Origin of the sequence: Pedobacter sp. Leaf41 (genome assembly GCF_001422545.1) — a bacterium.
Lineage (GTDB): Bacteria > Bacteroidota > Bacteroidia > Sphingobacteriales > Sphingobacteriaceae > Pedobacter.
In genome coordinates this window covers 249,088-262,632 of record NZ_LMLE01000011.1, presented here as the reverse complement: position 1 = coordinate 262,632, position 13,545 = coordinate 249,088, and the positions used below count along the sequence as shown (strand labels likewise).

The 13,545-nt window shown below is 37.9% G+C and carries 13 protein-coding genes; 12 read left to right on the top strand and 1 reads right to left on the bottom strand.

What is annotated here, in order from left to right; genetic code table 11:
* Nucleotides 1–27: 27 nt before the first annotated feature.
* The 12 genes from ASE92_RS18810 (at nucleotide 28) to ASE92_RS18755 (ending at nucleotide 12,403) form a co-directional block, all read left to right on the top strand.
* Complete coding sequence (locus tag ASE92_RS18810) at nucleotides 28–933, top strand: TIM barrel protein (protein ID WP_056851665.1); 906 nt, start codon at nucleotides 28–30, stop codon at nucleotides 931–933.
* A 255-nt stretch (nucleotides 934–1,188) separates the two neighbouring features.
* Entirely contained in the window at nucleotides 1,189–1,773 is a 585-nt protein-coding gene (locus ASE92_RS18805) for a gluconate 2-dehydrogenase subunit 3 family protein (protein ID WP_056851664.1), read from the top strand.
* Nucleotides 1,774–1,800: 27 nt separating this feature from the next.
* Complete coding sequence (locus tag ASE92_RS18800; protein ID WP_200926461.1) at nucleotides 1,801–3,501, top strand: GMC oxidoreductase; 1,701 nt, start codon at nucleotides 1,801–1,803, stop codon at nucleotides 3,499–3,501.
* Between the two features lie 69 nt (nucleotides 3,502–3,570).
* The gene (locus ASE92_RS18795) at nucleotides 3,571–4,728 is read left to right on the top strand and encodes a Gfo/Idh/MocA family protein (protein WP_082455135.1); all 1,158 of its coding nucleotides are present in this window, start codon (nucleotides 3,571–3,573) and stop codon (nucleotides 4,726–4,728) included.
* Nucleotides 4,729–4,736: 8 nt separating this feature from the next.
* Entirely contained in the window at nucleotides 4,737–5,795 is a 1,059-nt protein-coding gene (locus ASE92_RS18790) for a sugar phosphate isomerase/epimerase (RefSeq protein WP_056851661.1), read from the top strand.
* Nucleotides 5,796–5,808: 13 nt separating this feature from the next.
* Nucleotides 5,809–6,192, top strand: a complete 384-nt coding sequence (locus tag ASE92_RS18785; RefSeq protein WP_056851660.1) for a c-type cytochrome — start codon at nucleotides 5,809–5,811, stop codon at nucleotides 6,190–6,192.
* A gap of 31 nt (nucleotides 6,193–6,223) precedes the next feature.
* Entirely contained in the window at nucleotides 6,224–7,681 is a 1,458-nt protein-coding gene (locus ASE92_RS18780) for a Gfo/Idh/MocA family protein (RefSeq protein WP_056851659.1), read from the top strand.
* 57 nt (nucleotides 7,682–7,738) lie between these two features.
* Nucleotides 7,739–8,419, top strand: coding sequence for a DUF1080 domain-containing protein (locus ASE92_RS18775; protein ID WP_056851658.1), 681 nt, complete (start codon nucleotides 7,739–7,741; stop codon nucleotides 8,417–8,419).
* Nucleotides 8,420–8,543: 124 nt separating this feature from the next.
* Nucleotides 8,544–9,782, top strand: a complete 1,239-nt coding sequence (locus ASE92_RS18770) for a nucleoside permease (RefSeq protein ID WP_056851657.1) — start codon at nucleotides 8,544–8,546, stop codon at nucleotides 9,780–9,782.
* A gap of 66 nt (nucleotides 9,783–9,848) precedes the next feature.
* A complete protein-coding gene (locus ASE92_RS18765; RefSeq protein ID WP_056851656.1) occupies nucleotides 9,849–10,640 on the top strand; it encodes a hydroxypyruvate isomerase family protein in 792 nt (263 codons plus the stop codon).
* A 9-nt stretch (nucleotides 10,641–10,649) separates the two neighbouring features.
* Nucleotides 10,650–11,522, top strand: coding sequence for a sugar phosphate isomerase/epimerase (locus ASE92_RS18760; protein ID WP_056851655.1), 873 nt, complete (start codon nucleotides 10,650–10,652; stop codon nucleotides 11,520–11,522).
* Between the two features lie 11 nt (nucleotides 11,523–11,533).
* Nucleotides 11,534–12,403, top strand: a complete 870-nt coding sequence (locus ASE92_RS18755; RefSeq protein ID WP_056851654.1) for a sugar phosphate isomerase/epimerase — start codon at nucleotides 11,534–11,536, stop codon at nucleotides 12,401–12,403.
* A gap of 91 nt (nucleotides 12,404–12,494) precedes the next feature.
* On the opposite strand, the gene ASE92_RS18750 is transcribed toward ASE92_RS18755, so the two are convergent.
* Nucleotides 12,495–13,502: a lamin tail domain-containing protein gene (locus tag ASE92_RS18750; RefSeq protein WP_056851653.1), complete on the bottom strand. Its 1,008-nt coding sequence runs from the start codon at nucleotides 13,500–13,502 to the stop codon at nucleotides 12,495–12,497.
* Nucleotides 13,503–13,545: the final 43 nt, after the last annotated feature.

The following is a 13,545-nucleotide window of genomic DNA, read 5'->3' as shown; positions in this document are numbered from 1 at the left end:
TGCTCCGGCTTTTTAATTTAACACATCATGACAACAAGAAGATCATTTCTACAAAAGGCAGGTTTAGCAGGTGCCGCGGCATTTATAAGTCCATCGATTATTACTTCTGCATTCGCACAACCAGCTAAAATTTCGAAGATTGGCATAGGCCTGTTTACGGTAAGAGAGCAACTTACGGCCGATGTTAAAGCCACGATAGAACAGGTGGCCAAAATTGGTTATAATCAGGTAGAAACCTATTACGGATACCCCGGCAAATATGAGGTAAAAGGGTTTTGGGGTTTACCAGCCAAGGATTTTAATGGATTATTGAAAGATAATAAAATCACTTCGCCTAGCGGGCATTACAATACATCCGAATTTTTATCAAGTGGAGATGATAAAACACTTAAAACACATATAGAAGTGGCAAATAGTGTCGGACAAAAATATTTTGTTATTCCTGCCCTTCCAACTGATGTGCGAACAAATGGAACTTTAGACGATTACAAACGAATGGCTACTAAATTTAATACAGCAGGCGAACTTTGTAAAAAGGCTGGTTTAAAGTTAGCTTACCATAACCATAACTTTGAATATAAAGATCAGGGAAATGGCGCCACTGGCTACGATATTTTGTTAAATGAAACCGATGCAAACCTGGTAAGTTTTGAACTTGATATTTTCTGGGCTGTAAATGCTGGCTTAAATCCTGTAGATTTATTTAAGAAAAATCCTGGGCGTTATAAAATGTTTCATGTTAAGGATATGGATAAACAAGATAAAAGTGTTTTCGCCGAGGTAGGTTCAGGAAGAATTGATTTCAAAAGTATTTTTGCGGAGTCGAAATTGGCAGGTTTAGATTATATTTTTACCGAACAAGATTTGATTAAAAAAGACGTTTACCAAAGTATAACCGAAAGTTACAACTATGTTAAAAGCAACTTGATTTAGCTTAGGCATTCTTTTTACAAGTGAATATTGCTTTTATATATAGATATTGTATAATTCACACGAAGCATAGAACAAAGAAAAACACCAAATAAACGTTAGTGAGACGGTCATAATCATCTTATTTAGAACAATTCTATGTAGTAACAATCGCATTGCAGATTGTTAAATTAGACAGTCAGATTTGATTTTTACGCCATATTTTTTCTAATATTACTCATTCAACGCATAAAGAACCAATATAAAAAATATACAACGATGCACAGAAGAGAAGCACTCAAAAACGTCGCATTTTTACTTGGAGGAGCAATATCTGCAAGCACAATGGGCGTTCTATTCGAAAGTTTTACGCTCCCTGAAAACGAAAAAAACTTTGTATCATTCTCTGTTCAGGATGAAAAAATCTTTGCTGAATTTGCGAATATTATCGTGCCCACCACTAAGTCATCTCCGGGTGCCAAGGCTGCTGGTTTAGGCAAATTTATTCCGATGATGATGAAAGATTGTTATCCAGCTAAAATGCAAACATCATTTGCAAAAGGCTTTGAGCAACTTCAGCAAAAAGCAATGAAAGATTTTGGGAAAAATTACATGAGCTTAAGTGTTGCAGAACGCACCAAACTAATGGTGGATTTAAGACTCATGTCTATCGCTCAAAAAGAAACCAAAGCACCCGAAAACGAAGATCTGGCTTACTTTTTTATCACAGCGAGAGACCTGACTTTACTAGGCTATTACGCGTCAGAAATTGGTTGTACACAAGCTCGTGAATACATCCTTGTTCCCGGAAGGTATGACGGAAGTGCACCATTAAAACCTGGACAAAAATCTTGGGCAACCTAATTTCTAAACTACAACAAACAAAACATCATGAATTTAAATACAAATTTAAAAGCAGAAAATACTTACGATGCTATTGTTATAGGATCGGGGATTAGTGGCGGCTGGGCTGCAAAAGAACTTACTGAAAAAGGACTAAAAGTGCTCATGCTCGAAAGAGGAATGAACATTGAACACATTACCGGTTATGAAAACGCGATGAAAAGCCCTTGGGAATTTCAGCATGCAGGAAAATTAACCGAAGAACAAAAACGTACACACCCTGTACAAAAAAGAGATTATCCTTATCAGGAAGCCAATGAAAAATGGTGGGTGAATGATTTGGAATGTCCTTACACAGAGGATAAGCGTTTCGACTGGTACCGTGGTTTCCATGTTGGTGGAAAATCATTAATGTGGGGCCGTCAAAGTTATCGTTTAAGCGATCATAACTTCGAAGATAACGCCAAAGATGGCCACGGAAACGATTGGCCAGTGCGCTATAAAGAATTATCTCCATGGTATGATTACGCAGAGCGATTTGCCGGAATCAGTGGATCAAAAGAAAACTGGCCACTTTGTCCGGATGGAGAATTTCTTCCTCCAATGGATATGAACATTGTAGAAAAATCAGTTAAAAAACGTATTGAGGAAGCTTACAACAGAGAACGTATCATGATGATCGGTCGTGTAGCTAACCTTACCGTTCCGCATAAAGGCCGCGGAAATTGCCAGTACAGAAATTTATGTAGCCGTGGCTGCCCTTTTGGAGCCTATTTCTCTACACAATCTTCTACCCTACCGGCAGCAATGGCTACCAAACGCTTAACACTTAGACCATATTCTATCGTAAACCATATTATTTATGATAAGGATACTAAGAAAGCAAAAGGGGTGATGGTAATCGATGCGCAAACCAATGAAACAATGGAATTCTATGCGAAAATTGTTTTCGTTAATGGCTCTACATTGGGTACAACATTTATTTTATTAAACTCTACTTCAGATGCTCATCCAAACGGCTTGGGTAATGCAAGTGGTCAGTTAGGTCACAACTTAATGGATCACCATTTCCGTTGTGGTGCCAATGGCGAAGCAGAAGGTTTCGATGATAAATACACCTATGGCCGCCGTGCAAATGGAATTTATGTTCCACGCTACCAGAATATTGGTAACGATAAACGCGATTATTTACGGGGTTTCGGTTATCAGGGCAGTGCAAACAGAAGTAACTGGCAAAGCGATGTGGCCGAATTATCATTTGGTTCAGGCTTGAAAGAAAAAATGACCAAACCAGGTAAATGGAGCATGGGCTTAGGTGGTTTTGGTGAGATGTTACCTTACTATGAAAACAAAGTATACATCGATAAAACTAAGAAAGACAAATGGGGACAGCCAGTATTAGCCATTGATTGCGAGTACAAAGAAAACGAAAAGAAAATGCGTGTTGATATGATGAACGATGCTGCTGAAATGTTAGAAAAAGCAGGATTGAAAAACATCAAAACATTCGACAACGGTTGTTATCCAGGCATGGCTATCCATGAAATGGGAACCGCTAGAATGGGCAACGATCCAAAAACTTCAGTGCTTAACAAGTGGAATCAAATGCATGAAGTGAGCAACGTTTTCGTAACAGATGGAGCTTGTATGCCATCAATCGCTTGTCAAAATCCATCCTTAACTTTTATGGCGTTAACCGCCCGTGCAGCAGATTATGCTGTAAAAGAGCTAAAGAAAAATAATATATAAATTGGTTATAAGTTGTAAGTTATAGGTTTTACGTAAAACCTATAGCTTACAACTTACCACTTTTTAATGATGAAGAGAAAATTAAGAATGGGCATGATAGGCGGCGGTAAAGACGCGTTTATCGGTGCTGTACATCGCCTGGCTGCGAACATGGATGGTTTAATCGAACTTTCTGCCGGAGCCTTAAGTGTAAATCCCGAAGTTGGCTACGAATCTGGAAAACTATTGTTCCTTCCGGATAACAGAATATATAGCAATTACGAAGAGATGATCAAAGCAGAAAGCGAATTACCTGCTGATGAAAAAATTGACTTCGTAACGATTGTAACCCCGAATTTCGCACACTTTGCACCAGCAATGATGGCCTTAGAACATGGCTTTAATGTGGTGATAGAAAAACCAATGACATTAACGTTAGAAGAAGCAAAGCAGCTGAAAGCAAAGGTTGATGAAACTGGATTAACGCTTTGTTTAACCCATACTTATTCGGGTTATCCAATGGTTAAGCAAGCCAAACAAATGGTTGGCGAAGGTGCTTTAGGCGAAATCAGAAAAATTATTGTCGAATATCCTCAGGGTTGGCTGAGTACTTTATCAGAAAGAGAAGGAAATGCACAAGCCGCTTGGAGAACTGATCCCTCTAAAACAGGGAAAAGCGGAAGTATGGGCGACATTGGTACCCACGCTGCTCATCTTGCCGAATATATTTCTGGTTTGCAGATTACTAAAATTTGTGCCGATTTAAATATCGTTGTTCCAGGAAGAGCCATTGATGATGACGGAAACGTCTTATTGAAATTCGACAACGGATCAAACGGAGTTTTAATCGCTTCGCAAATTGCTGCTGGTGAAGAAAATGCTTTAAAAATTAAGGTATATGGCGAAAAAGGTGGCTTGGAGTGGCACCAAATGGAGCCAAATACCTTAATCGTAAAATGGTCTAACGCTCCTGCTCAAATTTACAGAACAGGAAATGGATACATGGGCAGTTTTGCACAACACAACACCCGTACACCAGGTGGGCATCCAGAAGGTTACTTAGAAGCCTTTGCTAATATCTATAAAAACTTCGCCCTAACGATAAATGCAAAACTAAATAAAGAACAGCCTACTGTAGAAATGCTTGATTTTCCAAATGCTGAAGACGGGATTCGTGGAATGGCATTTATTGAAAACGTAGTAGATTCGAGTAAATCCGATCAGAAATGGTGGGATTATAAAATTTAAAATTAAGCATGACGACTTTAAAAGGACCCGGAGTATTTTTAGCGCAATTTATTAGTGATGAAGCGCCCTTCAATTCTTTGGATAATATTTGCCAATGGGCTGCCGGGCTAGGATTTAAAGGTATTCAAATGCCAACTTTGGATGCCAGATTTATCGATCTTCAAAAAGCTGCAGAAAGCAAAACTTATGCTGATGAGCTGAAAGGTACTATTGCTTCTTATGGTTTAGAAATTACAGAACTTTCTACTCACTTGCAAGGTCAGTTGGTGGCTGTGCACCCGGCATACAACGATTTATTCGATGCTTTTGCACCTAAAGAAGTTCATGGCAATGCAAAAGCCAGAACAGAATGGGCAGTTCAACAAATGAAATATGCAGCTAAAGCTTCGCAAAACCTGGGTTTAAATGCACATGCTACATTTAGCGGTTCTTTGCTGTGGCAATATTTTCACCCATGGCCACAAAGGCCTGCCGGTTTAGTAGAAGAAGGATTTGCAGAATTGGCAAAGCGATGGACACCAATATTGAACGAGTTTGACCATTGCGGGGTTGATGTTTGTTATGAAATTCATCCTGGGGAAGATTTATTTGATGGAGAAACTTACGAAATGTTCCTTGCAGCGGTAAATAATCATCCTCGGGCATGCTTATTGTATGATCCATCTCACTTTGTGTTACAGCAATTGGATTACATTCAGTACATTGATTTTTATCACGAAAGAATTAAAGCCTTTCATGTTAAAGATGCAGAGTTTAATCCGACAGGTAAACAGGGTACTTTTGGTGGATACCAGAGTTGGGCCAACCGAGCCGGTAGATATCGTTCTCCTGGCGATGGCCAAGTTGATTTTAAAACCATTTTCAGTAAATTAGCGCAATACGACTTTAAAGGTTGGGCCGTTATGGAATGGGAATGTTGCATAAAAAATCAAGAAGATGGTGCTCGCGAAGGTTCTGAATTTATTCAGAAACACATTATCAATGTAACAGATAAAGCATTTGATGATTTTGCAGCATCGGGCAGTGATAGCGCTTTCAACAAGAAAATATTAGGATTACAAGATTAACAACACACACACAATGAAAAAAACATTTTTAGGTTTAGGCGCAATAGTAATACTTATGGCGTCTTTTTCGAACGCAGATTTAGAGAAGGAGAAAATGGTGGTTGCAACGGCTAGTTCAACCAATCATGAGTTTCAAATGAGTGCAGGCGAGAAATTGATTAACAAATCAGATTGTATTGGCTGCCACAACAAAGTGAATAAAATTATCGGTCCGTCATATACTGAGATCGCTAAAAAATATCCAGCTACAGAAAAAAATATCAATTACCTGGCCGATAAAATTATTAAAGGTGGTACAGGGGTTTGGGGTACTATGCCAATGACAGCTCACTCTACACTTAAACCAGCAGATGCTAAATTGATGGTTAAATACATTCTTTCGTTGAAGAAAAAATAAGCTAAAATCCCTATTAAACTTCAGATACTAAATGAAAACAGATCAAGAAAATAAAAGCACAACTAACCGCCGTGATTTTATTAAAACAAGCGCTATAGCTGCAGCTGCATTTATGATCGTTCCACGCCATGTTTTGGGTGGGCCGGGCTATTTAGCTCCAAGCGACCGTTTAATTATTGCCAGTATTGGTGTTGGTGGCAAAGGACAGAGCGACATTAATATGTTTGCTAAAAGTGGAAAAGCCGATATTGCTTACCTATGTGATGTAGATGACCGCAGGGCAGCAACAAGTGTTAAAAACTTTCCTAAAGCAAAATACTACAAGGATTATCGTGAGATGTTAGATAAAGAGCATAAAAATTTCGATGCGGTATCTATCTCCACACCCGATCATAACCATGCTATCCAGGCACTAGCAGCCATGCAATTGGGTAAACATGTATATGTTCAAAAACCTTTAACACACGATATTTATGAAGCCCGTATTTTAACGGCTGCTGCAAAGAAATATAAGGTGGTTACTCAAATGGGTAACCAGGGTGCATCAAACGATGGTCCTCGTCAAATGAAAGAATGGTACGAGGCTGGTTTAATTGGCGATGTACATACGGTTTATGCATGGACTGATCGTCCGGTTTGGCCTCAAGGTATTCCCTGGCCTGCAAAAAAGGCTGATATTCCGAAAGAATTAGACTGGAATTTATGGCTAGGTACCGCTCCTGAGAAAGATTTCGTAGATAAATTAGTTCCTTTTAACTGGCGTGGCTGGTGGGATTATGGAACAGGTGCATTAGGTGATATGGGTTGCCACTTAATTGAGGCTCCGTTTAGTGTACTGAATTTAAAATATGCAAAAGAGGTTGAGGCAAGTGTGGGTTCTGTTTACGTTGATGAATTTAAACGTGGATATTTCCCTGAAAGCTGCCCTCCTTCAAGCCATGTTACTTTGAAGTTCCCTAAAACAGATAAAACCAAAGGTGATGTTACTTTGCATTGGATGGACGGCGGAATTCAGCCAGAACGCCCAGCAGAACTTGAGGCAAATGAAACATTTGGTGATGGTGGTAACGGTACCTTATTTATCGGTACAAAAGGCAAAATGATGTCTGAAACTTATAGTGCAAACCCTAAATTGTTGCCTTTAAGCAGAAACAAAGACATTAAAGTTAAAGAAAAATATGCCCGTGTAAAAGATGGCGCAAATGGTCATTATGCGCAATGGGTTGATGCCGCAATTGCAGGTTATGGAAAACAGGAAGTTAGTTCTCCATTCGAAATCGCTGGTCCGCTAACGGAAGCACTATTGATGGCAAACCTTGCCATTAGAAGTTTCGATATCAAGAAGAACGTAAACGGCAAAAACACTTATCCTGGAAGATACATGAAAATGCTTTGGGATAACGATAATATGAAAATTACCAATTTTGATGAAGCAAATCAATTCGTAAAACGCGAATACCGTTCTGGTTGGAATAACTTAACTCTTTAATTTGATTACAGACCTCGCAGATTTTAATAATCTACGAGGTCTATTCACATACACACAATGAAAAAACTCATCCTATCTGCCTGCATTTTGTTGGCAGTTACTCAAATTTCTCAGGCTCAAAAAGGTTTCAAGCCTTTATTTGATGGAAAAACAACAACAGGCTGGCACACTTATAACAAAACTAATGTAGGCAGCGCCTGGCAAGTTCAAGATGGTGCCTTACACCTGGATCCTAAAACTAAAGGAAAAGATGGCGGTGGCGATTTAGTTACCGATAAAGAATATAAAGATTTCCATTTAAAATACGAGTGGAAAGTAGCTCCAAAAGCAAATAGCGGACTTATTTTCTACGTACACGAAGAGCCAAAATATCATGCTACCTACTCGACTGGTTTAGAGATGCAGGTATTGGATAACGATGGTCATCCTGATGGAAAAATTACGAAACACCGTTCTGGTGATTTATATGACCTCATTAAAAGTAAAACGGAACCTGTTAAACCCGTTGGTGAATGGAATAAAGCAGAAATCATCAGCAAAAAAGGAAATTTAACTTTAGTTTTAAACGGCGTTGAAGTAGTAAACACCACCCTTTGGGATGAAAACTGGAAAAACCTAATTGCAGGAAGCAAGTTTGCTAAATGGGAAAATTGGGGAACTTACAGATCAGGAAAAATTGCATTGCAAGATCATGGCGATGAAGTTTGGTACAAAAATATTTCAATAAAAGAACTATAAAATAAGATTTGAGTTGAGGTCGAGGTTTAGGTTGAGATCACAACCTTACTCTCAACCTAAACCTTAACCTTGGTCTTAACCTTAACCTCTGTCTTAGCCTAAACATTAACCTTATATAAACCAAATGAATAGCACTACTCGCTTTAAACTTTCTACCATGATGTTCCTGGAATTCTTTGTCTGGGGAGCTTGGTTTGTAACGCTGGGAACCTTCCTGGGTAATAACTTAAAGGCAACTGGTTCCGAATCTGCTTCGGTGTTTGGAACACAATCATGGGGTGCAATTATAGCTCCTTTTATAGTGGGATTAATTGCAGATAGATATTTCAATGCTGAAAGAATACTAGGTGTTTTGCATCTGGTTGGTGCAGTTCTTATGTACCAAATGTATAAAGCACCTGATGTAAGTGTTTTCTATCCTTATGTTTTAGGATATATGATTCTCTTTATGCCAACGTTAGCATTGGTTAATTCAGTTTCGTTTAACCAAATGAAAGATCCAGAAAAAGAGTTTTCGAAAATACGTGTTTGGGGTACGATTGGATGGATTATTGCCGGTTTGCTAATCAGCTTTGTTTTTCACTGGGATTCTCCCGAAGGCATACAAACAGGTTTACTTAAGAATACTTTTCTAATGGCGGGAATAGTATCACTGGTGCTTGGTTTATTTAGCTTTACCCTTCCAAAAACCCCACCAAAAGTATCTGCTAATGAAAAAATTAAAATTGGGGACTTAATTGGCTTGGATGCCCTTAAATTGCTAAAAGATAAAAACTTCGCGATATTCTTTATCTCTGCAATTCTGATTTGTATACCTTTAGCATTCTACTATCAAAATGCAGGTTTGTTTTTAGCAGATATTAAAGTATCTAATCCAACAGGTAAAATGGCTATTGGCCAAATCTCTGAAGCATTGTTTCTACTAGCAATTCCTGTTTTCTTTTCAAAATATGGATTCAAAAAAACCATCTTAGTAGGTATGATGGCTTGGGCTTTAAGATATATATTATTTGCTTATGGAAATGCCGGCGACTTAAGTTTTATGCTTATCATTGGGATAGCACTGCATGGCGTTTGCTATGATTTTTTCTTTGTATCTGGTCAAATCTACACGAATTCAAAAGCTGGAGAAAAATATAAAAGTTCAGCCCAAGGATTAATCACGTTGGCCACATACGGTGTTGGTATGTTGATTGGTTTCGAGGTTGCCGGTATGATTACCGATTCATACAAATCTGGAACCATAACAGATTGGAAAATGGTTTGGACGATTCCTGCGGGAATTGCTGCTGCAGTATTCATCCTCTTTGCACTAACTTTCAACGATAAAACGAAATCAGAAATAGACGCTAAAGCCATTTAATCTTATTCAAAATTATTAACTAAACACCGATTGTTAGATCACAGTCGGTGTTTGTTTATTTAAAACATGGAATCACCAATGCAAAACCATCCGTTAAAAGGCAATATCAATCACTCGGTTTGTCGTTGGTGTTTTAACGATTTCAGTTTGGATGAACTTTGCATTGAGGGTAAAAAAATGGGGCTTACCGGCATCGATCTGGTTGGACCAAAAGATTGGCCAATATTGAAAAAGCATGGTTTGCAGTCGTCCATGTGTAATGGTGCCGAAATTAATTTAGTTGATGGTTTCAATGATAAACAATTTCATAAAATTCTGATCAAGAATTATTCGGAAATGATTCCAATGGTTGCAGCAGCAGGGTATAAAAACTTAATCTGTTTTAGTGGCAATAGAAGAGGCATCGATGATGAAACCGGTTGGAATAATTGCTTAGAAGCATTGAAACAACTTATTCCACTGGCAGAGCAACATCAGGTTACCCTGGTGATGGAATTACTCAACAGCAAAATCGATCATCACGATTATCAATGCAGTAAAACCGCATGGGGAGTTGAACTTTGTAAGCGATTAGATTCTGAAAACTTCAAATTACTTTACGATATTTACCACATGCAGGTAGATGAAGGAGATGTGATTTCAACCATTAAAAATAACCAGCAATACTTTGCGCACTATCACACTGCAGGCGTACCAGGCAGAAACGAAATTGATGAAACGCAAGAACTGAATTATCCTGCCATCATGAAAGCCATTGCAGAAACCGGCTTTAAAGGTTTTGTAGCACAAGAGTTTATTCCTAAAAATGCAGATCGAATGGCCTCATTAAAACAGGCCATTTCAATTTGCGATATTTAATCAATTAATATGTTATCAAGAAAAAGTTTTATCATCAACAGCTGTTTAGCAATTGCAACAGTTATTTTAGCTCCATCAATTGGATGCGTAGCGCAAAAGAAAGCAGTAGGATTGCAATTATATTCATTAAGGGCTGAGTTGCCAAAAGATGTAAAAGGCACTATCGAAAAAGTAGCTAAAGCTGGTTTCACCGAAGTTGAACTTTACGGTTTTTCTATCAAAGATCAATTTTGGGGCATGAACCCAATTGAGTTTAAGAAACTTTTAGATGCTAATGGCTTAAAAGCACCAAGTGGACACTATGGCTTGGGAAGTTACTTAACTGATGGTAATACTGCCGAACTAGAAGAGGCAATTGTTGCTGCAAAAATATTGGGTAGCGAATATGTAACCATTCCATGGTTGGATCAAAGCATCAGAAAAACTGCTGACGATTATAAAAAAATTGCCGCAAAAATTAATGTGGCAGGCAAAATGTGTAAGGATGCTGGCCTAAGATTGGCTTATCATAACCACGATTTCGAATTCCAGAAACTTGGAGAAACTACTGGTTACCAAATCCTGTTAAACGAAACAGACAAGAATTTAGTTGATTTCGAATTGGATTTATATTGGGTAGTACGCTCTGGAAACGATCCGATTAAATTGTTTACTGATAATCCAGGTCGTTTTACCATGTGGCATGTAAAAGACATGGACAAAACAAATCCGGCATTAAACACCGAAGTTGGTTCGGGTAGCATTAACTGGAAACCAATTTTTGCAGATGCAAAACTTTCAGGTATGAAACACTTTTTTGTTGAACATGAAACAAATTATAAGCCAAATCCAATGGAATCTGTTGCGGCTAGTTGTGCATATTTGAAAAAAAATATTTTATAACTTTAATTTCTATGAACGCCAGACGAACTTTCTTAAAACAAGCCAGCCTAATGGCAGGTGCCTCTTTGGTGATCCCCTCTTTTGCTTTTGATAAAGTGAGTAACACAGTGGGGCTTCAGCTTTACACACTGCGTGACGAACTACCAAAAAATGTACAAGGCGTAATGGAGAAAGTCGCCGAAGCGGGATATAAGGAAGTAGAAACTTATGGTTTTAGCGATGGAAAATTCTGGGGCTTAACCCCAAAAGAATTTAAAGCTTTGCTTAAGGCAAACGGCTTAAAAGCACCCAGTGGACATTATTTAATGGATGCATATTCTAAAAGCGGCAATACCGACAAATTGAAAGCCGACATCGAAGCAGCCGCAATTATTGGAGGAAAATATTTCACCATTGCGGGTGCCCATGTGGATACTAAAAAAGGTATTGATGGTTTTAAAAAGACTGCTTCTGATTTTAATAAAGTTGCTGAACTGGCAAAAAATGCCGGCTTGAAATTCGCTTATCATAACCACGATTTCGAATTTAAAAAATTAGGCGATATTACAGGTTACGATGTTTTTTTAACTGAAACCGATAAAAATCTTGTCAATTTTGAACTTGATTTATATTGGGTTGCTCGCTCAGGAAACGATCCGTTGACTTTATTTAAAAAGTATCCGGGTCGTTTCCCCATGTGGCACGTTAAAGACATGAATAAAGCCAAGCCTGAACAGAATACAGAAGTAGGTAAAGGTTCTATTGACTTCAAAGCTATTTTTGCCGAAAAAAAGTTATCCGGCATGAAGCACTTTTTTGTAGAACATGAAAATAATTACAATCCAAATCCAATAGGCTCTATTAAAACGAGCTGCGATTATATTAAGGCAAATTTGATATAAAGGTTTCTGCAGATCAAAATGATTTAGCAGATTTAAGGCAAACTCATTTTAATTACGGAATTATGATCTCAATATTTTTTACAGATGTTCTCTAATTCAGCTTCCCGGCCAATACACATGTACTTTTGATCCGTTTCGTATTTCCCTTTAAATCGAAAAACTCAAATAAAATAACATAGATTCCAACAGCGGCTTTCTGCCCGTTCTCTCCTACTCCATCCCAGGTTAAATTACCATTTGTACCAATGGTTTGGTTTTTTAGCAATTGCTTCACCAATTTCCCTTTATCATTGTAAATGTTGACCGTAGCTAAACTTGCGTTTGCAGCAAGTTGATATTCGAGTATCATCAAATCCTCAAAATTATCGCCATCAGGTGAAAAAGTTTTAGATATTAAGCGAGCGAAATTCTCATCGCCAGTCAATTCTTGAGAATTTTTATAAGTGGGCGTGGCGAAACCCGATGTAGCTGCTGCTGATTTAAAATTACCCGCTTCGTTTGCGCTTGCATTAAATGAAACCCGCTCCAAAGAAATCCCATCATCATCCTGGATTAAAGGATGATGAGTTTTCGAATTGTAGTCCAACCGATCTAGCACTTGATTATTGCTTAATAAAATGACCACTCCTTTATCATTGTTAAATGCGGGCAAACTACTAATCTGAACAAATTGATTTGGAAACTTTGTTTGGTAATTTAGCTTGATATTCGCTTGATTGGTGGTAATTACCCAATAACTTCCTGGCGCTATCATCAGCTTTGACGAAGAGACATTTTTAATACTTGCAGGTTCGCCAGCAGCATTTGCGTTTGCAAGCTGTAATTCCTTTAAATCAATTTCGTGATTAGAATTATTGTATATCTCTACAAAATCAACGCCTCCCAATTTCGGATTAAATAAAATTTCGGAAAGCAGAATATCACCTTTACTGATAATATTAAATGGATTTCTCTGTTTAATAGTAATAGGGGATTTCTTGGCGAAAGTTGAGATGTAAAACGTGTCATTGCCTATAAATTCTGTAGAAAATATAGAACTTAGAATATCAACCGTAAATTTAAAGTATAACAATAGGGATATAAGCGTAATTTTTACCATATTTGGGCTTATATCAAATGTTTAATAAATATAATAATTAAAA

Coding starts and splice junctions, on each gene's coding strand:
- ASE92_RS18785 (WP_056851660.1), top strand. CDS start 5,809: ATGAAAAAAACATTTTTAGGTTTAGGCGCAATAGTAATACTTATGGCG.
- ASE92_RS18780 (WP_056851659.1), top strand. CDS start 6,224: ATGAAAACAGATCAAGAAAATAAAAGCACAACTAACCGCCGTGATTTT.
- ASE92_RS18775 (WP_056851658.1), top strand. CDS start 7,739: ATGAAAAAACTCATCCTATCTGCCTGCATTTTGTTGGCAGTTACTCAA.
- ASE92_RS18800 (WP_200926461.1), top strand. CDS start 1,801: ATGAATTTAAATACAAATTTAAAAGCAGAAAATACTTACGATGCTATT.
- ASE92_RS18750 (WP_056851653.1), bottom strand. CDS start 13,502: ATGGTAAAAATTACGCTTATATCCCTATTGTTATACTTTAAATTTACG.
- ASE92_RS18790 (WP_056851661.1), top strand. CDS start 4,737: ATGACGACTTTAAAAGGACCCGGAGTATTTTTAGCGCAATTTATTAGT.
- ASE92_RS18795 (WP_082455135.1), top strand. CDS start 3,571: ATGAAGAGAAAATTAAGAATGGGCATGATAGGCGGCGGTAAAGACGCG.
- ASE92_RS18805 (WP_056851664.1), top strand. CDS start 1,189: ATGCACAGAAGAGAAGCACTCAAAAACGTCGCATTTTTACTTGGAGGA.
- ASE92_RS18810 (WP_056851665.1), top strand. CDS start 28: ATGACAACAAGAAGATCATTTCTACAAAAGGCAGGTTTAGCAGGTGCC.
- ASE92_RS18760 (WP_056851655.1), top strand. CDS start 10,650: ATGTTATCAAGAAAAAGTTTTATCATCAACAGCTGTTTAGCAATTGCA.
- ASE92_RS18755 (WP_056851654.1), top strand. CDS start 11,534: ATGAACGCCAGACGAACTTTCTTAAAACAAGCCAGCCTAATGGCAGGT.
- ASE92_RS18770 (WP_056851657.1), top strand. CDS start 8,544: ATGAATAGCACTACTCGCTTTAAACTTTCTACCATGATGTTCCTGGAA.
- ASE92_RS18765 (WP_056851656.1), top strand. CDS start 9,849: ATGGAATCACCAATGCAAAACCATCCGTTAAAAGGCAATATCAATCAC.